The 17,791-nt window shown below is 67.1% G+C and carries 18 protein-coding genes; 8 read left to right on the forward strand and 10 right to left on the reverse strand.

All coding sequences use genetic code 11. The features are described from left to right. Positions 1–70: 70 nt before the first annotated feature. Positions 71–853 carry a helix-turn-helix transcriptional regulator gene (locus tag AC1KAT_RS03630; RefSeq protein ID WP_480322871.1) on the forward strand — a complete coding sequence of 261 codons (783 nt, stop codon included), beginning with the start codon at positions 71–73 and terminating at the stop codon, positions 851–853. A 6-nt stretch (positions 854–859) separates the two neighbouring features. Here AC1KAT_RS03630 and AC1KAT_RS03635 read toward each other — a convergent pair whose 3' ends face one another. Together AC1KAT_RS03635 and AC1KAT_RS03640 are read right to left on the reverse strand one after the other, a co-directional pair. After that, entirely contained in the window at positions 860–2,401 is a 1,542-nt protein-coding gene (locus AC1KAT_RS03635; protein WP_480322873.1) for a methyl-accepting chemotaxis protein, read from the reverse strand. A 217-nt stretch (positions 2,402–2,618) separates the two neighbouring features. After that, positions 2,619–3,224 carry a helix-turn-helix domain-containing protein gene (locus AC1KAT_RS03640; protein ID WP_480322875.1) on the reverse strand — a complete coding sequence of 202 codons (606 nt, stop codon included), beginning with the start codon at positions 3,222–3,224 and terminating at the stop codon, positions 2,619–2,621. 30 nt (positions 3,225–3,254) lie between these two features. On the opposite strand from AC1KAT_RS03640, the gene AC1KAT_RS03645 reads away from it, so the two are divergent. Next, positions 3,255–6,128, forward strand: a complete 2,874-nt coding sequence (locus AC1KAT_RS03645; protein WP_480322877.1) for a response regulator — start codon at positions 3,255–3,257, stop codon at positions 6,126–6,128. Between the two features lie 25 nt (positions 6,129–6,153). Here AC1KAT_RS03645 and AC1KAT_RS03650 read toward each other — a convergent pair whose 3' ends face one another. Genes AC1KAT_RS03650 through AC1KAT_RS03660 form a run of 3 tightly spaced genes read right to left on the reverse strand, consistent with a single transcriptional unit; the run spans position 6,154 to position 8,113 of the window. Then, on the reverse strand, positions 6,154–6,594 hold the full coding sequence (locus AC1KAT_RS03650; RefSeq protein ID WP_480322879.1) for a group II truncated hemoglobin: 441 nt from the start codon (positions 6,592–6,594) through the stop codon (positions 6,154–6,156). Then, positions 6,591–7,391 (reverse strand): MinD/ParA family protein, encoded by an 801-nt coding sequence (locus tag AC1KAT_RS03655; RefSeq protein ID WP_480322881.1) that lies wholly within the window; start codon positions 7,389–7,391, stop codon positions 6,591–6,593. The genes AC1KAT_RS03650 and AC1KAT_RS03655 overlap by 4 nt, the downstream gene beginning before the upstream one ends. Beyond that, positions 7,388–8,113, reverse strand: coding sequence for a GGDEF domain-containing protein (locus tag AC1KAT_RS03660; RefSeq protein WP_480322883.1), 726 nt, complete (start codon positions 8,111–8,113; stop codon positions 7,388–7,390). Before AC1KAT_RS03660 ends, AC1KAT_RS03655 begins: the two co-directional genes overlap by 4 nt. Before the next feature lie 182 nt (positions 8,114–8,295). Between AC1KAT_RS03660 and AC1KAT_RS03665 the strand changes: the two genes are divergently transcribed. From AC1KAT_RS03665 to AC1KAT_RS03675, 3 genes are read left to right on the forward strand one after another with little or no spacing between them, the layout of a single operon-like run. Continuing rightward, the gene (locus AC1KAT_RS03665) at positions 8,296–9,165 is read left to right on the forward strand and encodes a CheR family methyltransferase (protein ID WP_480322885.1); all 870 of its coding nucleotides are present in this window, start codon (positions 8,296–8,298) and stop codon (positions 9,163–9,165) included. 55 nt (positions 9,166–9,220) lie between these two features. Beyond that, positions 9,221–9,868 (forward strand): chemoreceptor glutamine deamidase CheD, encoded by a 648-nt coding sequence (gene cheD / locus AC1KAT_RS03670; protein ID WP_480322887.1) that lies wholly within the window; start codon positions 9,221–9,223, stop codon positions 9,866–9,868. 44 nt (positions 9,869–9,912) lie between these two features. Then, positions 9,913–11,001, forward strand: a complete 1,089-nt coding sequence (locus AC1KAT_RS03675; RefSeq protein ID WP_480322889.1) for a protein-glutamate methylesterase/protein-glutamine glutaminase — start codon at positions 9,913–9,915, stop codon at positions 10,999–11,001. Positions 11,002–11,202: 201 nt separating this feature from the next. On the opposite strand, the gene hemW is transcribed toward AC1KAT_RS03675, so the two are convergent. From hemW to AC1KAT_RS03700, 5 genes are all read right to left on the reverse strand, one after another. Next, the gene (gene hemW / locus AC1KAT_RS03680) at positions 11,203–12,510 is read right to left on the reverse strand and encodes a radical SAM family heme chaperone HemW (protein WP_480322891.1); all 1,308 of its coding nucleotides are present in this window, start codon (positions 12,508–12,510) and stop codon (positions 11,203–11,205) included. A gap of 70 nt (positions 12,511–12,580) precedes the next feature. Further along, on the reverse strand, positions 12,581–13,183 hold the full coding sequence (gene rdgB / locus AC1KAT_RS03685) for an RdgB/HAM1 family non-canonical purine NTP pyrophosphatase (RefSeq protein WP_480324297.1): 603 nt from the start codon (positions 13,181–13,183) through the stop codon (positions 12,581–12,583). A 13-nt stretch (positions 13,184–13,196) separates the two neighbouring features. Continuing rightward, entirely contained in the window at positions 13,197–13,922 is a 726-nt protein-coding gene (gene rph, locus AC1KAT_RS03690; RefSeq protein ID WP_480322893.1) for a ribonuclease PH, read from the reverse strand. Between the two features lie 81 nt (positions 13,923–14,003). Beyond that, positions 14,004–14,921, reverse strand: coding sequence for a PP2C family protein-serine/threonine phosphatase (locus tag AC1KAT_RS03695; protein ID WP_480322895.1), 918 nt, complete (start codon positions 14,919–14,921; stop codon positions 14,004–14,006). Positions 14,922–14,930: 9 nt separating this feature from the next. Then, positions 14,931–15,899 (reverse strand): serine/threonine protein kinase, encoded by a 969-nt coding sequence (locus tag AC1KAT_RS03700; RefSeq protein WP_480322897.1) that lies wholly within the window; start codon positions 15,897–15,899, stop codon positions 14,931–14,933. 27 nt (positions 15,900–15,926) lie between these two features. Here AC1KAT_RS03700 and AC1KAT_RS03705 point away from each other — a divergent pair, with 27 nt between their 5' ends. Genes AC1KAT_RS03705 through rpoZ form a run of 3 tightly spaced genes read left to right on the forward strand, consistent with a single transcriptional unit; the run spans position 15,927 to position 17,702 of the window. Continuing rightward, positions 15,927–16,859 carry a YicC/YloC family endoribonuclease gene (locus AC1KAT_RS03705; protein WP_480322899.1) on the forward strand — a complete coding sequence of 311 codons (933 nt, stop codon included), beginning with the start codon at positions 15,927–15,929 and terminating at the stop codon, positions 16,857–16,859. Further along, positions 16,859–17,479, forward strand: coding sequence for a guanylate kinase (gmk, locus tag AC1KAT_RS03710; protein WP_480322901.1), 621 nt, complete (start codon positions 16,859–16,861; stop codon positions 17,477–17,479). Before AC1KAT_RS03705 ends, gmk begins: the two co-directional genes overlap by 1 nt. 19 nt (positions 17,480–17,498) lie before the next feature. Next, complete coding sequence (gene rpoZ / locus AC1KAT_RS03715) at positions 17,499–17,702, forward strand: DNA-directed RNA polymerase subunit omega (RefSeq protein WP_480322903.1); 204 nt, start codon at positions 17,499–17,501, stop codon at positions 17,700–17,702. The last annotated feature ends 89 nt before the right edge of the window (positions 17,703–17,791 follow it).

Genomic DNA, 17,791 nt, shown 5'->3' on the forward strand with positions numbered 1-17,791 from the left:
TTAGGGTTTGCGATCAGCTGCGATCCGACCCGCTGCCGGTTGGCGTTTGCCCCCGCACCGGCCCTGTTCCATGAGAGACAACGCATACGTGCTCGACCTCGAAGGCTTCGTCTACACGACGGACCGGCGAGAGGCGGGCTTCACCGAACGCCATGCCGCCGTGGTGATGCTGGGCGTCAAGCCCGAGCCCTTCGAGGTGGTGTTGCGCACCGGTGAACAGGTGCGCGCGCGTGCGATGGTGGTGGGCCCGATGGTCGAGCGCCAGCTGTTCTCGCCCCACGGCGGGCTGGTGGACTTTCACGTCTTTCCGCTGCACCCGCTGTACCCGCACTTCGTCAACCTGCCGGCCCCCGGCGCGCTGGCCATCGACCGAGAGGCTTTCGCCGACTGGGACGAACTGCTCACCGCCCTGCATGCCGGCACCACCGGCTTTGACGCCGCCCGCGCAGAGTTCGACGCCGTGCTCGCGCGCGCCGCACAGCTGCTGCCACCGCGGTCGTTCAGCAACGCGACTCAGGTGCAGCAGGTGATCGACATCCTGCGCGGCAATCCCGACAGCACGCTGGCTTCGCTGGCCGAGCAGCTGGACGTGTCGGTGCGCTGGATGAGCAAGCTCTTCCAGCAAGCGCTGGGCATGTCGTACCGCGACTACCAAACCGGCCGCAAGCACCGCAAGGCCATGGAAATGCTCTTCTCGCGGCGCTCGCTCACCGACCTGGCGCACGAAGCCGGTTTTGCCGACTCGCCGCATTTCACGCGCGCGTTTCAGCGCTGGTATGGCCAGCTGCCTTCGTTCAGCCGCGACCCGGCCAACCTGCGCGTGTGCCTGCCCAACGGCCGCGTGGTCGGCTGAGCCGAATCAGGTCGCGCTCAGGCGAAATACCGACACCGTTTGCGCCAGCCCCGCGGCCTGCTGCTTGAGGCTTTCGGCGGCAGCGGCGGACTCCTCCACCAACGCCGCGTTCTGCTGCGTCACCAGGTCGAGCTGGCCGACCGCATCGCCGATCTGGCCGATGCCGCTGCTCTGCTCGTCGCTCGCGTGGCCGATTTCCTGGATGAGGTCGCTCACGCGCTTCACCTGCGACACGATCTCGCCCATGGTGTGACCGGCATCGGCCACCAGGCGCGTGCCGGCATCAACCTTCTCGACGCTCTCGCCGATCAGGGCCTTGATCTCTTTGGCGGCCTGCGCCGAGCGTTGCGCGAGGCTGCGCACCTCACTCGCCACGACAGCAAACCCCCGGCCTTGTTCGCCGGCGCGGGCCGCTTCGACCGCCGCGTTCAGCGCGAGGATGTTGGTCTGGAAGGCAATGCCGTCGATCACACCGATGATGTCCACGATGCGGTTCGACGAGGCGGCGATGTTCTGCATGGTCTCGACCACGCGGCCCACGACTTCACCGCCTTGCGCGGCCACGGCCGAGGCGCCGCTGGCCAGGCGTGTGGCCTCGCGCGCGGTCTCGGCGTTCTGCTTCACGGTGGCGGTGAGCTGCTCCATCGACGCCGCCGTCTGTTGCAGGCTCGACGCCTGTTCTTCGGTGCGCTGGCTGAGGTCGGCGTTGCCGGTGGCGATCTGCGACGAGCCGGTAGCGATCGAGTCGGCGGCGTTGCGCACCCGGCCGACGATGTCCACCAGGTTGCCGTTCATGCGGCGCATCGCTTCGAGCAACTGACCGGCCTCGTCGCGGCGCGTCACCTCGATGCGCGTCGAGAGGTTGCCCGAGGCCACGGTGTCGGCGACCTGCACCGCTTCGGCGATGCCGCGGGTGATCGAGCGGATCAGCAGCCAGGCCAGCCAGGCCGAGAGACCGATCACCAGCACCAGCGCCACGCTGCTGCGCACGAGCTGCGTCTCGTAGGCCTCGTGGGCGGCGTGATGCTCCGCCTCGGCGACCTCGTATTGCACGGCGGCTAGGGCGTCCAGCACCTCGGCCACGGGGTCGATGGCAGGGTACATCTGCTGCATCACGAACTGGTCGAGCGCCGCCTTGTCACCGCTGCGCGCTAGGCCTTCGAGCGCTCGCCCGGCCGCGTCGGCCTTCACGAACAGGGGCTCGGCCTTGGCGATGAGCTCTTTCTCGCGGTCGATCAGAAGGGTGCCGGTGTAGGCCTTCCAGGACGCGGCCGCCCGGGTGCGCCACTCGCCGAGGGCCTTGACCGCCGCCTCGCCCGTCATGGCGCCCGAGCGCAGCTTGTGGCCGGTGTCCACCGTGCCGATGAAGTAGGCATCGGCCACCACCTTGAGCTGGCCGAGCGGCTGGATGCGGTCTTTGTAGAGCGACTCCAGCACCTGGTTGCTGTCGTGCTGGCGGACCAGGCCCAAGGCCGCCACGCTGGCGCACAGCGTGATGAGTGCGCCCACCAGTAGAAACAGCCGTGCGCGGATGCTGATGTTGTTCATGGATCGTTCCTCGTGCCTTCGATGAAGTGACGCGACCGCATGAGCCGCACGTCGCGATATCGGAGTCTGGATCTCAGAACTTGAAAATGATCAAAAGAAACATCGGCAAGAAGCCAAGCTGTTTCACAGCGAGTCAAAAATCACGTCGCTTTTCGCACCAGGCCAGAGCGAGATGTGACCAAACGTCACCACCAGGCGGCAAGGCGCCGCGCGGGTCTCAGGACGCCGAGCGGGGCTCGTCGCTCAAGGCACGCACCGCGCGAGCGAAGAGCACCGGGTCCAACGGCTTGCGCAGCAAGTCCACGTCAGAGGGCAAGGAGCCCAGTCGCTCGACCTGCGAGGGCTCGAAGCTCGAGACCGCCAGGATGGCGCCCGGCCGGCCCTCGGTGCGCAGCGCCAGTTCACGCAGCATCTCGATGCCGCTCATGTGCGGCATCACGAGGTCGGTGATCAGCAAGTCGGGAGCGCGCTTGCCGATGGCGAGCAGCGCCTGAAAGCCGTTCTCGGCGAAACTGACCTGCGCTTCGGGCAACACGTCTTCGATCAGAGCGGCCAGCAGGTCGCGGTCGGAGGGGTTGTCCTCGACCACCAGCACCGTGCGCAAGGTGCCGCCGGGCACGGCGACCGGGGGCAGCTGCTTGGCTGCCAGCAACTGGTCGAGGCTGTGCCCATCGATGCGGCGGTGGCCACCCAGCGTCTTCCAGGCCTTGAGGTGCCCTGAATCGACCCAGCGCTGCACCGTTGGCACTGAAACCCCGAGCCGTCGCGCAACTTCGGCAGTAGAGTAAGACGGGGACACAGAAGAGTCGGGGGGCGTAGACACGCGATGAGTGTAAGCACGCCGAGGATGACCGTGCCACTGCGAGTAGGCATGGTTCGCGCCGCATTTGTGCTGGTGCTGGTATCTCTGCTGGCCTTCGTGGCGAGCCTGTGGGCTTTCGTGTATGCCCCGTTGTCCGACGACCTGGCCACCGCGCAGTTGCGCATCGTCACCGAACAGGTCGATGGCCATTTGCGCACGCTGGTGAAGCGGCTCGAAGCCATCGCCCACCTCAACCGCGAATGGGCCCAGCACGGCATGGTCGACCTCGACCAGCTCGATGCCTTCAACAAGCTGGCCTCGCCCTTGCTCGAACGCGGGCCGCAGGTCTCGTCGATGGTCGTGGCCAACGAAAAAGGCCGCGAGATGCTCTTGCTGCGTCTGGCCGACGGCCGCTTTCTCAACCGCCTGACCCACCCTGACGTGATGGGGCGCCGGGCGCGCTTCATCACCTGGAGCCACGAACGCGGGGTCGAGAAGGACGAGGTCACCCCTTTCCAGTACGACGCGCGCCGCCGGCCGTGGTTCGAGGGCGGCATGGCCCTGGCGAACCCCGAGGACATCTTCTGGACCGAGCCGTACATGTTCCGCTCCAGCCAGGAACCGGGCCTGTCGGCCGTGGTGCATTGGCGCGATGCGCAGGGCCTCAGGCACGCGATGGCCACCGACATCAAGCTGCTCGACCTGTCGCGCATCACCCGCGACCTCGTGGTCGGCAAGAACGGGCATGTGGCCATCTTCACCGGCGATGCCCAGGTGATCGGCGTGCCACGCGACCCGCGCTTCGACGACGACCACGCCATCCGCGCGGCGGTGCTCAAGCCGGTCGAGGCCATCGGCGTCGAGGCCCTCTCCGAGGCCTACCGCCTGTGGAAGTCGCGCGGCGCCCAGCCGGACAGCACGCTGCGCTTCAGCGTCGAGGGTGCCCGCTGGGTCGGCAGCTTCACCCCGGTGCGCTTCGGCACGCGCAACTTCTGGATCGCCACCCTCGCCCCCCAGGCCGACTTCGTCGAGAACGCCGCGCCGCAGACGGCCGCCATCGTGGCGCTGGTCGCTGCCATCCTGCTGATCGCTTCGCTGGGGGCGATCCGCCTGTCGCGCCGCTTCACCGACCCGCTGGAGCGGCTGGCCGAAGAGAGCGCGCGTTTCGGCCGGCTGCAGCTCGACCGGCCGATCGAGGTGCGCTCGCCATGGAGCGAAGTCGAGGCGCTCACCCAGGCGCAAGAGGCGATGCGGGTGGCGCTGCTCGCGCAGACGCGTGGGCTCGCCGATTCGAACAATCGCCTCGAATCGCGCGTAGCCGAGCGCACCCAGCAGTTGGCCGAGGCGAAAGAGGCGGCCGATGCGGCCAACCGTGCCAAGGCCGAGTTTCTGGCCAACATGAGCCACGAGATCCGCACGCCGATGAACGCCATCCTCGGCATGACGGACCTCGCGCTGCGCACCCCGCTGACGACCCGGCAGCGCGGCTACCTGGCGCGAGCGCGCACGGCGGCCGACTCGCTGCTGGGCATCATCGACGACATCCTCGACTTCTCGAAGATCGAGGCCGGCAAGCTCGAACTCGAACGGCGCGCGTTCACGCTGCAGTCGGTGCTGGACAAGCTCAACAGCGTCATCGGCCAGCGCGCGCAAGACAAGGGCCTGCGGCTCACGACCGAGGTCGCGGCCGACGTGCCCGCGGTGCTGATCGGGGATTCGCTGCGGCTCGAACAGGTGCTCATCAACCTGGGCGCAAATGCGGTGAAGTTCACCGAGCACGGCGAGGTGGCGCTGAAGGTCGAATGCGTGCAGCACGAGGGCACCAGGGTGCGGCTGCGCTTCTCGATGCGCGACACCGGCCTGGGCATGAGCGATGCGCAGATCGCACAGCTCTTCCAGCCCTTCAACCAGGTCGATGCCTCGACCACGCGTCGCTTTGGCGGCACCGGCCTGGGCCTGGCCATCTGCCGCCGGCTGGTCGGCCTCATGGGCGGCGAGATCGGCGTCACCAGCCGGCTGGGGCACGGCAGCGTGTTCTATTTCGACACGCAGCTCGGGGTGGGCGACGGGATGCCGGCCGCGTCCACCACGGCCTTGCCCGACGACGCGCCCGCCGTGCTGGCCGGGCGGCGCGTGCTGCTGGTCGAAGACAACGAGTTCAACCAGATCGTCGCCGGCGAACTGCTGCGCGATGTGGCCCACATGGCCGTCACGGTGGCCAACAACGGCCGCGAGGCGCTCGAAGTGCTGCGCCGCGAGTCGTTCGATGTGGTGCTGATGGACGTGCAGATGCCGGTGATGGACGGCCTGCAGGCCACCGCCAACCTGCGCCGCGACGTGCGCCACACCGCCCTGCCCGTCATCGCGATGACCGCACACGCCATGGTGCGCGACCGCGAGCAGTGCATCGCCGCCGGCATGAACGACTACGTCAGCAAGCCCTTCGAGCCGGCCGAACTGTTTGCCAAGCTCGCCAAATGGGTGACGCCACCCGCGGCGCCGAACGACCTGACGCCCGACGGGCAGGCACGCGGGTCGGGTGACTTCGAGACCCAGGTGCCCGCCGGCGACGAAACGCTGGGCCACGACGTGATCTTTGCCGTGGGGCTGCAGCGCTGCATGGGCCGCAACGAGCTGTACCGCAAGATCGCGCGGCGCTTCCTGGGCACGCCAGGCACCGACGCCCAGGCCATTCGCACCGCGCTCGACGCAGGCGACCTCGAACACGCCGCGCTCATCGCGCACAACGTCGTGTCTACCGCCGGCACGCTGGGTGCCGAGCGCCTGTCGGCGCGCGCCCGCGAGCTGCACGTGGCCATCGAGGCCGGTGACACCGGCCGCTGGTCTGCCTTGCTCGATGAGTTTGCGCGCCTGCACGCGCGTGCGGTGGCAAGCCTGCGGGCCTACCTCGGCGACGACGCCTGACGACGGCCTGAAGCCGAGCGGGCGGTCAGATGCCCTTGTTGCGCATCCAGTCGGCCGTGCCGAGGAAAGATTCGTACAAGCGCTCGCGCAGCGTCGTGTCCATGCCCAGGTCGACCATGGCCTGCTGCATGCAGCCCATCCACTGGTCGCGCTCCGAGATGCCGATCGGGAACGGCAGGTGCCGGGCCCGCAGCCGCGGGTGGCCGAAGCGTTCGACGAAATGCTGCGGGCCGCCGGTCCAGCCGCACAAGAACCAGAACAGCTTGTCGCGCGAGCCGTCGAGCGCGGGCGGGTGCATCTGGCGGATGCCGGCGTAGGCCGGCTCCAGCTCCATCAGGTCGTAGAAGCGATCGACCAGCGCACGCACCGCCGACTCACCGCCGATCCACTCGAACACGGTGCGGGGTGAGGGGGTCGATTCGGTCGTGTCGTCGGTTGGCGAGGTGGATTCGGGGTTCGTGCTCACGGAGACATCAGTTTGGTGGCGACTGCATTCACGGCCTGGGCGGCGGCGCAGCCCGGCAGGGTTTCGAGCAGCAACTGACGCCGTTGCACGGCCTCGCGCACCGACACGTCGGTCGGGATCTCGCCCAGCAGGTCGAGCTTCACCGCCTCATTCGCGTCTGGCAATGTGGGCGTCACGAAACGATCGACCACCAGCTGCAGCTGCGCGCGGATGGTACGGCCCTCGCCGGCCCGCGAGACCTGGTTCACCACCAGGTTCAGCGCACGGCGCTTTTGCTGCGTGGCCAGCACCTTGATGGTGGCGTAGGCATCGGTCATCGACGTGGGTTCGGGGGTGGCGACGACCAGCACCTCGTCGGCCAGCGAGATGGTGTACAGCACCACATCGGAGATGCCGGCGCCCGTGTCGAGCAGGATGCGGTCGAAGCGCGGCGCGACGGTCTCGATCACCTTGAGCAACTGGTCGCGCACCTCGGGCGTGAGCCGCGAGTACTCGACCATGCCCGACCCGGCCAGCAGCACCGAGAAGCCGCCCGGCGCCGGCAGGATGGCCTCTTCGAGCCCGGCCTTGCCGGTGAACACGTCGTGCAGCGTGATCTTGGGGTACAGGTTCAGCACCACGTCGAGGTTGGCCAGGCCCAGGTCGGCGTCGAGCACCAGCACGCGTTCACCGCGGCGTGCCAGGGCGGCCGCGAGGTTGGCCGACAGGAAGGTCTTGCCCACGCCGCCCTTGCCGCTGGTGACGGCGAGGATGCGTGCGCGGCGCCCCGTCTCGTTGGGAGTCGGCGTGGTGCTCATGGCTCCAGGTCCTGAAACTGCGAAGTGCCGAACAGCATGCTTTTCTCTTCGGCTGTGACCAGCGACACCGGCGGCTGCTCCAGGTGGGCGAGGTTGCGGCCGCCTTGCTTGGCGGCGTAGAGCTGCTGGTCGGCGCGCTCGATCCACAAGGTGGCCGACGAACGCACCCACTGCGGGGCGAAGGCGCCGCCCAGGCTCATGGTGACCGTCAGCGTTTCGTGGGGGTTGATCGAAATGACAAGGTTCTCGACCTTGCGGCGGATGCGCTCGGCCACGGCCTGGCCGAAGGCCGGCGGGCAGTTGGGCAGGATGATCGCGAACTCTTCGCCGCCGAAGCGGGCCACGGTGTCCATCGGGCGCACGCAGTCCATCAGCGCCGTGGCCACGGTGCGGATCACCTGGTCACCAGCGCCGTGGCCGTGGGTGTCGTTCACGAGCTTGAAACGGTCGATGTCGGCCATCAGCAGCAGGGCCGGTTCGCCGGCGCGCGCCACACGGTCGATCTCGCTGGCCAGCGCCAGCTCGAACTGGCGGCGGTTCGACAGCCCGGTGAGCGGGTCGCGGCTGGACAGCTCGCACAAGCCGTCGATCACGGCCTGCAGCCAGACGGTGGTGCCATGCTCGAAAGCGGGCAAATGGCGGCCCGCCTGTTCCAGCAACTGCAGGGCCGCGTCCAGCTTGAGTGACTGGGCGGGGCTGGGGGGCGACGGCTGGTTCTGCACGGGTGGGATGGAAAGCTGCGGCGAGTCTAGCGGTGGCCCCACCGCCAAGAGGGTCGAAGTGGCGTGACTTTGCACGCCATCTTGACCTTTGCCAAAGCCTCAAGCCGGCCAGACTGACAACCGATAAACCGGATGGACGTCCGCGCGCCGGTTTGCGCACGCCCCCACCGCCTGGAGACCTGATGAGCGCCGCTGCCTCCCCCGCTGAACTGCTGGCCCTGCAAAGAGCCGTCACCACCGACGCGGAGTTCCACCTTTCGGGCGGCGACTTCCAACGTGTGCGCCAACTGATCTACCAACGCGCGGGCATCAGCCTGCACGAAGGCAAGCAGGCGATGGTGTACAGCCGCCTGTCGCGCCGGCTGCGCGAGACTGGCAAGCGCTCGTTCGCCGACTACCTGCAGTGGCTGGAAAGCAGCTCGGGCCCCGCGGGCGACGCGGAGTGGCAAGAGTTCGTGAACTGCCTCACGACCAACCTCACGTCCTTCTTTCGCGAAGACCACCATTTCGTCGCGCTGCTGGCCGAACTGAAGGCGCGCCAGGCCGGGCCCCTGCGCATCTGGTGCAACGCCGCATCGACCGGCGAAGAGCCCTACTCCATCGCCATGACGGTGATCGAGGCGATGGGCAGCAACCCGTCGGCCAAGATCGTCGCCAGCGACATCGACACCAAGGTGCTCGCCACCGCCAGCCGCGGCGTCTACGCGGCCGACGCACGCGGCCTGTCGCCCGAACGCCTGCGCGCGCATTTCCTGCGCGGCAAGGGCGACAACAGCGGCTCCATCCGCGTCAAGCCCGAGGTGGCCAAGCTGATCGAGTTCCGCTCGCACAACCTGATGGACGCACGCTGGTCGCTGGGCGAGCCCTTCGACGTGGTGTTCTGCCGCAACGTGATGATCTATTTCGACAACGAGACGCAGCGCCGCGTGCTGGAGAAGATCCACGCCGTGATGAAGCCCCGCGGGCTGCTGTTCGTCGGCCATTCCGAGAACTTCACCGATTCGAAGGACTTGTTCCGCCTGCGCGGCAAGACCATCTACGAACGCGTCTGAGCCGGCCCCCCGCCAGATTCAAGGCAAAGCAACACCTCGCCGATATCGGAGCACCATGGCCGTCGCATCCCCCTCACTCGCCCCGCCCGCCGGCTCGCGCCTGGACCGCCTGAAGGCGCAGTCGCGCAAACCGGGCGAAGCCTCGTTTTTCTTCTACGACGCGCACTTCAAGAACGACGCGGTGAAGATCCTGCCCGGCGAGTACTTCGTGCACAACGAAGACATGCTCATCATGACCACGCTGGGCTCGTGCATCGCCGCGTGCATCTACGACCGCGTGGCCAAGGTCGGCGGCATGAACCACTTCATGCTGCCCGACGGCGTCGGCGACTCGGGCCGCTACGGCTCGTACGCGATGGAACTGCTCATCAACGAGATGATGAAACGCGGCGCCAGCCGCATGACCATGGAAGCCAAGATCTTCGGGGGCGGCCAGGTCGTGAGCGGCATGACGACGATGAACGTCGGCGAGCGCAACACCACCTTCGTGATGGACTACCTGAAGACCGAGCGCATCCCCATCGTCTCGAAGGACGTGCTCGACATCTACGCCCGCAAGGTGTGCTTCCTGCCCGGCAGCGGCAAGGCCATGGTCAAACGCCTCGCACCCACGAACACCGAAGCACTGGTCGCCCAAGAGCGCGCCGCGGCGCAGAAGGCCGTGCCCACCGCCACCGGCGGCGGCTCGGTCGATCTGTTCTGAGCGGCCAGCCCCTTCGACGCGACAAGACAGGAAGGCACACGACGATGGCAAAGACACGCGTGGTGGTGGTGGACGATTCGGCCCTGGTGCGCAGCCTGCTCACCGAGATCATCAATCGCCAACCCGACATGGAATGCATCGGCGCCGCCGCCGACCCGCTGGTGGCGCGCGAGATGATCCGCAACCTCAACCCCGACGTCATCACGCTCGACGTCGAAATGCCGCGCATGGACGGCATCGACTTCCTCTCGAAGCTGATGCGCCTGCGGCCGATGCCGGTGGTGATGGTCTCGACGCTGACCGAGCGCGGTGCCGACGTGACGCTGCGCGCGCTCGAACTCGGCGCGGTCGATTTCGTCGCCAAGCCCAAGATCGGCGTGGCCGACGGCCTGCGCCTGCTCGCGCAAGACATCACCGACAAGGTGCGCGTGGCCTCGAAGGCCCACGTGCGCAAGCTGCACGTGGCCGCGCCGGCCGCTCCCGGTGTGCAGGGCGAGCGCCCGCCGACACCGCCCGCGTCCATCGGCCGGCTGTCCACCGAGAAGATCATCTTCATCGGCGCCTCGACCGGCGGCACCGAGGCCACCAAAGAGGTGCTGATGAACCTGCCACCCGACTCGCCGGCAGTCGTCATCACCCAGCACATGCCGCCCGGCTTCACCAAGAGCTACGCAGCGCGGCTCGACGGGTTGTGCCGCATCCGCGTGAAAGAGGCACAAGACGGTGAACGGGTGCTGCCCGGCCACGCCTACATCGCCCCCGGCGGCTTTCACCTGAGCGTCGAGCGCAGCGGCGCAAACTACATCGCCCGCGTGCAAGACGGCGAGCCGGTGAACCGCCACAAACCATCCGTCGAGGTGCTGTTCAAGAGCGCCGCCCGCGTGGTCGGCCCCAACGCGCTGGGCATCATGCTCACCGGCATGGGCGCCGACGGCGCCAAGGCCATGAAAGAACTGCGCGACGCCGGCAGCTACAACTTCGTGCAAGACGAAGCCACCTGCGTGGTGTTCGGCATGCCGCGCGAAGCCATCAACGCCGGCGCCGCGCACGAGGTGCTGCCGCTGAACCAGATCGCCCCCAAGCTCATCGAGCGGCTGCGCTCGACCACGGGCCTGTCCACGAACCGGGTCTGATGCGTCGGGCCGTGCTGGCCCGTCGATGCGTCCGCGCGAATCGCCGATTGAGGCTTGCCGCGCGCTTCTCAACGCGAAGGCGCAAAGAACGCAAAGGGCGCAAGGGAAAAGAACACATCGCGTTTTTGCACCCTTGCGTTGAACCTGCTGCCTGAGCACCCCTCCCGTTCGGGCTGAGGTATCGAAGCCCCGCCCCGCGCCTCAGGCCAAAAACAAGCCCTGCAGGTCGTTCAGGAAGTCGAAGCCCCGGTCCGTGGGCTCGACCCGGGCGAAATCGCGCGTGATCCAGCCCTTGGCCTCCGCCTCGTTCAAGGCCTGGGCAATGGCGGTGAGCGGCAGGCCGGTACGTTCGCTGAAGCGCGTCAGCTCGAAGCCCTCGCGCAGCCGCAGCGCGTTGAGCATGAACTCGAAGGGCAGCTGCGCACGCGCGACCTCTTCGTCTTGCGCCACGGGTTGGCCGCGCAAGGCTTGCTCCATGTACTTCGCCGGGTCGCGGTAGCGGATCTGCCGCACCACGCGATGCGGAAAGCTCAGCTTGCCGTGCGCGCCGGCCCCGATGCCGAGGTAGTCACCGAACTGCCAGTAGTTGAGGTTGTGCTGGCAGCGGTGCCCCGCGCGGGCGAAGGCCGAGACCTCGTAGCGGTCGAGCCCGTGCTGCGCGGTGCGATCGGCGATCAGGTCGAGCATGTCGAAGGCGCTGTCTTCGTCGGGCACCGAGGGTGGGTGCTTGGCGAACAGCGTGTTCGGCTCGATGGTCAGGTGGTAGATCGACAGGTGCGGCGGCTCGAACGACAAGGCCGTGGACAGGTCGGCCTCGAATTGCGCGAGCGTCTGCCCCGGCAGCGCGTACATCAGGTCGATGTTGAAGGTGTCGAAGGCCTGCCGCGCCTCGTCGATGGCGGCTCTGGCCTGGGCCGCGTCGTGTACGCGGCCGAGTGCGCGCAGCTTGTCGTCGTCGAAGCTCTGCACGCCGATCGACAGGCGCGTCACCCCGGCCTGCCGGAAGCCCTTGAAACGGTCGCGCTCGAAGGTGCCCGGGTTGGCTTCGAGCGTGATCTCGCAGCCGGGCTCCAGCGGCACACGCGCGCGGATGTCGGTGATGAGCTGGTCGATGCTCGCCGGCGCAAACAGGCTCGGCGTGCCCCCGCCGATGAACACGCTGTGGATGCGTCGGCCCCAGATCAGCGGCAGCGCCGATTCGAGGTCGGCGCGCAAGGCCTCGAGGTAGCGCGCCTCGGGCAGAACGGCGGGCCCGGGCCGAGCGCCGGGCCGCTCCCAAGCCGGCCCGGATCCCCCCGGGGGATCGATCGGCGTACCCGCCGATCGAGGGGCTGTCATCTCGTGCGAGTTGAAGTCGCAGTACGGGCACTTCTTCAGGCACCACGGAAGGTGCACGTACAGCGACAACGGCGGCAGGGCGCCCAGCGACAGCGTGCCGGGGCGCATGTAGCGCGCAACGACATCGTCCTGGCTCTCGCCCATGCCCTCCGCGGGTTGGATCGGGATCACCGCGCGCCCTCACCGAGCGATTGGCGCGCCCACGCGCTTGAACTCATGCAGCAGCTTCGGGCACGCATGTTCACAGCCGCCACACCTCGCGCATCAGCGCCAGCATCTGTTGTGCCGCGATGGCGCGGTGGCTGTGCTGATTCTTCGCCTCGGCACTCAGTTCGGCCACCGACTGGTTCAGCGCCGGGATCAACATCAGCGGGTCATAGCCGAAGCCGCCCTCACCGCGCGCTGCGCTCAGCACCTCGCCTTCCCAACGGCCGAAGGCGATCAGGGGCTCGGGGTCATCGGCCGAACGCACCGCAACCAGGGCGCTCACGAAACGCGCCCGGCGGTCGGTGACATCGGACATGTTCTCAAGCAGCACCGCGTTGTTCTCGGCATCGCTCGCGGGCCGGCCGAAGAGGCCCGCGTAGCGCGCCGACTTGACGCCCGGCGCGCCGCCGAGTGCATCGACGCACAGGCCCGAGTCGTCGGCAATCGCCGCGCCTCGCGCGTGTGCAGCGGCATGGCGTGCCTTGGCCAGCGCGTTCTCGACGAAGGTGACGAAGGGCTCTTCCGCCTCGGGAATGCCGAGCGAGCCCTGCGTCACCAGTTCGACGCCGAGTGGCGCGAACAGCGCTTGCAGCTCCTTGAGCTTCTTCGCGTTGTTCGAGGCGAGCACCAGACGCATCGTCATGACCGCCTCACTGGCCGAGGGCGTGGCGCTGCGCGGCGATGAGTTCGCCGATGCCCTTGTCGGCCAGCGCCAGCAGCGCATTCATCTCGTCGCGCGAGAAAGCCGCGCCTTCGCCCGTGCCCTGCACTTCGACGAATCCGCCGCTGCCGGTCATGACGACGTTCATGTCGGTGTCGCAGGCCGAGTCTTCGATGTATTCGAGGTCGAGCAAGGGCACGCCCTGCACGATGCCGACCGAGATGGCGGCCACCGCGTCGCGGATCGGCGAGGCCGCCAGCTTGCCCTGGTGCATCAGCCACGTCACCGCGTCGTGCGCCGCCACGTAGGCACCGGTGATGGCCGCCGTGCGCGTGCCGCCGTCGGCCTGGATCACGTCGCAGTCGAGGTGAATCGTGCGCTCACCCAGTGCCTTCAGGTCGAACACGCAGCGCAGCGAGCGGCCGATCAGGCGCTGGATCTCTTGCGTGCGCCCGCTCTGCTTGCCGCGCGCGGCCTCGCGGTCGCCGCGCGTGTGCGTGGCGCGCGGCAGCATGCCGTACTCGGCGGTCAACCAGCCTTCGCCGCTGCCCTTCTTGTGGCCCGGCACCTTCTCTTCGACCGAGGCGGTGCACAGCACCTTGGTGTCGCCAAAGGCGATCAACACCGAGCCCTCGGCGTGCTTGGTGTAGTGGCGGGTGATGGTGACGGGGCGCAGCGCATCGTGCGCGCGGGCCTGGGTGCGTTGGAAGCTCATGGTGGTCGTGTCTGAAGAGAGAAAGCTCAAAAAGCAAAACGCCTTGCCGGAGCAAGGCGTCGGGGTTCGGGGCGCGGCGGCCTACGACTTCTTCTGCTGCGACGAGCGGCGGATGGCCTCGTTGATCTCGCGGATCGAACGCTCGATCTCGGCTTCGTCCAGCTCGTCAGGCGGGTCTTGCCCCATCACGCTGGCCTGGATCGTCGAGGCGAACACCTCTTCGCCCAGCGATTCGGTCGAGATGCCGGCGCTGCTGTCGCTGTCTTCGGCCGACTCCCATTCCATCGCGAGCACGGTGACGTTGTCGCTCTTGGGGCCGCCGTTGCGCAGCGCCTGTTCGACCAGCTCGGGCACGGCGTCGGCAATGGTGTTCTTGGCGAGCTGCTCGGTGATGATCGCGTCGCTGACAGTGCTCCAGAGCCCGTCGGAGCACAGCAACAGGCGGTCACCGCTTTGCAGCAGCAGGGGGCCGACGGTATCGACCACCGGCTTGCCCGGGCTGCCCAGGCAGGTGAAGAGCACGTTGCGGTTGAAACGCTCGCCCATGGGCACGACGTGGCTCATGGTTTCTTGCAGCTCGGAGTACGAGTGGTCGCGCGTGCGCGCCACCAGCTTGTCACCCCGCACGAGGTACAGCCGCGAATCGCCGCAGTGCGCCCAGTAGGCCGAGTTGCCCTGCAAGACGCAGGCAACGACCGTGGTGCGCGGCGTGTCGATCAGCGACTTTTGCGTCGCGTAGCGCAGCAACTGGTGGTGCCCCGCGATGATCGACTCGTGCAGGAAGCGCATCGGCTCCTTGAGCGTGGGCTTGGCATCGCGCTGGAACATCGCCGCCAGCGTCTGCAACGCCAGTTGGGACGCCACTTCGCCCTCGGGGTGCCCGCCCATGCCGTCGGCGAGCGCGAACAAACCCGAGTCACGCGTGTAGCAATAGCCCATGCGGTCTTCGTTCTTTTCGCGGCCGCCCTTGCGGCTGACCTGATAGACCGTGAATCGCATGTTCGTTGATTAACCCTTGGCGCCGGTGGTCAGGTTTTCGAGCTGCAGCTTCAAGCGCTCGCTGAAGCTGAGCTTGGTATAGCGCCGTTCGGTCTCGCGCGCCAGTTCTTTTTGCAGCGCAAAAACGCTCTGGGGCCGCGACAGCGGATCGAGCGACATGCACCACTCCGTCACTTCGATCAGGTTGTCCGAGTACACATTGCGCAGCCGCGACAGGCTCAGCGCCAGGCGGTCTTTCTCGATGCGCTGCGGGGCGTCGTTCGGCGGGTAGCCCTGCATGCACGCGTAGATGCACGCGCCGATGGCGTAGATGTCGGTCCACGGGCCCAGCGTGCCGTCGCGGCGGTACATCTCGGGCGCAGCGAAGCCGGGCGTGTACATCGGGCGGATGAAGTTGCCCTCTTTGCTCAGCACTTCGCGTGCGGCGCCGAAGTCGAGCAGCACCGCCTTGTTCTCGTTCGTGATGAAGATGTTCGCCGGCTTGATGTCCAAGTGCAGCATCTTGTGCTGGTGCACGATGCGCAAGCCGCGCAGGATTTCATCGAACAGCGAGCGGATCGTCGATTCGCGGAAGACCTTGTCGCGCTTCAGGTCGCGCGCGGTGACGATGAAGTCCTGCAGGGTGTCGCCCTGCAGGTAGTTCATCACCATGTAGACGGTTTCGTTCTCGCGGAAGAAGTTCAGCACCGAGACCACGCTCGGATGACTGATCTGCGCGAGCGAACGACCTTCTTCGAAGAAGCTCTTGAGGCCCAGGCGGTAGAGCGGCTGCTTCTCGGGCTTGACGCGCGGCGTCAGTTCGCCCGGCGCACGTTCGGCGAGCGATGAGGGCAGGTATTCTTTGACGGCCACCAGGTGCCGATCGGCGTCCTCAGCGAGGTACACCACACCAAAACCGCCGGCTGCCAGCTTCTTGATGACCTGGTAGCCGCCCACCACCGTGCCGGATGGCAGAGGAGCGGGTTTGGGCTTTGACATAATCGAATTTTGCAATGCGATAGTTGAATGCCAGTCTACAGCATGACCGGTTACGCAAGCGCCACCTCCACGGGCGTGTCTGCGTCAGAAACCACAGGCCCCGCCGAGGCCTCGACATCGCGTTCCGGCGCCAGCGTCACGGTCGAGCTTCGCTCGGTCAATGGCCGCTTCCTCGACCTGGGCTTCCGCTTGCCCGACGAGCTGCGCTCGCTCGAACCGGCCCTGCGCGACCTGCTCGGCGCGGCCTTCCGACGCGGCAAGATCGAACTGCGCCTGAACGCGCAGCGCGAGGGTGATTCGGCTTGGCCGCAACCACAGCCCGACCAGCTCAATCGCCTGTCACGCATCGAGGGCACCGTGCAGAGCTGGCTGCCCAAGGCGGCGCCGCTGTCGGTGAATGAAATCCTGCACTGGTGCAAGGGGGGCTCCCCCACCGAACGCCTCGACGAGGCCGCGCTCGACGCCGCCAAGCGCTGCGTGGCCGGCCTGACCGAAGCCCGCGCCCGCGAAGGCGAGAAGCTGGTCGCGGTGCTGATGGATCGCGTCAAGCGGCTGCGCGAACTCGCCGCCCAGGCCGAGCCGCTGGTGCCAGCCGTCGTGCAACGGCAGCAGCAGAAGTTTCTGGAGCGCTGGCAAGAAGCGCTCGAGACCACCGGCGCATCGCAGACCATCCCGAAAGAAGCCCTGCAAGAGCGCGCGATCAACGAAGCGGCGGCGTATGCCATCCGCATCGACGTGGCCGAGGAGCTGGCCCGGCTGCGCGCCCACCTCGAAGAAATCGAGCGCCTGCTCAAGAAGGGCGGCGAGGTCGGCAAGCGCCTCGACTTCCTGATTCAAGAGTTACTTCGCGAAGCCAACACGCTGGGCTCGAAATCATCCACGCTGGAACTGACGAATATTTCCGTGGAAATGAAAGTCCTGATCGAACAACTGCGCGAGCAAGTCCAAAATCTCGAGTGATGGACTACCCAGGCAATCTCTTCGTCGTCGCCGCCCCCAGCGGGGCGGGCAAATCGAGCCTGGTGAAGGCGCTGCTGGAGCTGGACTCGCACCTGACCTTGTCGATTTCGCACACCACGCGACCACCCCGCGGGCAGGAGCAGGACGGACGCGAGTACCACTTCGTTGACGAGGCGACATTCCGCGCCATGATCGTCGCGGGTGACTTCGTCGAATGGGCCGAGGTGCACGACAACCTGTACGGCACCTCGCGCCAGGCCATTGAACGGCGCATCCACGACGGTGACGACGTGGTGCTCGAAATCGACTACCAGGGCGCGCTGCAGATCAAGAAGCTGTTTCCGAACGCGGTGCTGATCTTCATCCTGCCTCCGAGCTGGGAAGAGCTCGCCCAGCGACTGAACCGCCGCGGCGAAGACAAGCCTGAGGTGATCGCCGAGCGCATGAAGAACGCGCGCATCGAGGTGAACCAGGCCAAGAATTTCGACTTTGTTATCATCAACGCCCTTTTCGAGACAGCGCTTTTCGACCTGAAAGCCGTCGTCCACTCGCAGCGCCTCAAGTACGCTGCGCTGAGAAGAAGCAAGCCCGGCGTCTTTGCTGCGCTCAACATCAGTTAAACCCCGTTCGGAGTACCCCATGGCCCGCATCACCGTTGAAGATTGCCTGAGCAAGATTCCGAACCGCTTCCAGCTCGTCCTGGCCGCCACCTACCGCGCTCGCATGCTGAGCCAAGGCCATGCGCCCAAGATCGAAACGAAGAACAAGCCCGGCGTGACCGCCCTGCGCGAAATCGCCGCCGGCGAAATCGGTGTCGAGATGCTGCGCAAGGTTCCGGTCTGACCCTCCCTTCGCCCCTGACGACGGCCCCTGCGGGGGCCGTTTTCATTGGTGCGTTCCCGACCCTGCCACGGGGGCGACGGCAGGCTGCA

It is taken from the genome of Piscinibacter sp. PDB5-1, assembly GCF_056676035.1.

Excerpts from the sequence above, each read along its gene's own strand:
- AC1KAT_RS03630 (WP_480322871.1), top strand. The coding sequence starts at position 71 with ATGAGAGACAACGCATACGTGCTCGACCTCGAAGGCTTCGTCTACACG.
- AC1KAT_RS03635 (WP_480322873.1), bottom strand. The coding sequence starts at position 2,401 with ATGAACAACATCAGCATCCGCGCACGGCTGTTTCTACTGGTGGGCGCA.
- AC1KAT_RS03655 (WP_480322881.1), bottom strand. The coding sequence starts at position 7,391 with ATGAGCACCACGCCGACTCCCAACGAGACGGGGCGCCGCGCACGCATC.
- AC1KAT_RS03665 (WP_480322885.1), top strand. The coding sequence starts at position 8,296 with ATGAGCGCCGCTGCCTCCCCCGCTGAACTGCTGGCCCTGCAAAGAGCC.
- cheD (WP_480322887.1), top strand. The coding sequence starts at position 9,221 with ATGGCCGTCGCATCCCCCTCACTCGCCCCGCCCGCCGGCTCGCGCCTG.
- AC1KAT_RS03675 (WP_480322889.1), top strand. The coding sequence starts at position 9,913 with ATGGCAAAGACACGCGTGGTGGTGGTGGACGATTCGGCCCTGGTGCGC.
- rdgB (WP_480324297.1), bottom strand. The coding sequence starts at position 13,183 with ATGCGTCTGGTGCTCGCCTCGAACAACGCGAAGAAGCTCAAGGAGCTG.
- rph (WP_480322893.1), bottom strand. The coding sequence starts at position 13,922 with ATGAGCTTCCAACGCACCCAGGCCCGCGCGCACGATGCGCTGCGCCCC.
- AC1KAT_RS03695 (WP_480322895.1), bottom strand. The coding sequence starts at position 14,921 with ATGCGATTCACGGTCTATCAGGTCAGCCGCAAGGGCGGCCGCGAAAAG.
- AC1KAT_RS03700 (WP_480322897.1), bottom strand. The coding sequence starts at position 15,899 with ATGTCAAAGCCCAAACCCGCTCCTCTGCCATCCGGCACGGTGGTGGGC.
- AC1KAT_RS03705 (WP_480322899.1), top strand. The coding sequence starts at position 15,927 with ATGCCAGTCTACAGCATGACCGGTTACGCAAGCGCCACCTCCACGGGC.
- gmk (WP_480322901.1), top strand. The coding sequence starts at position 16,859 with ATGGACTACCCAGGCAATCTCTTCGTCGTCGCCGCCCCCAGCGGGGCG.
- rpoZ (WP_480322903.1), top strand. The coding sequence starts at position 17,499 with ATGGCCCGCATCACCGTTGAAGATTGCCTGAGCAAGATTCCGAACCGC.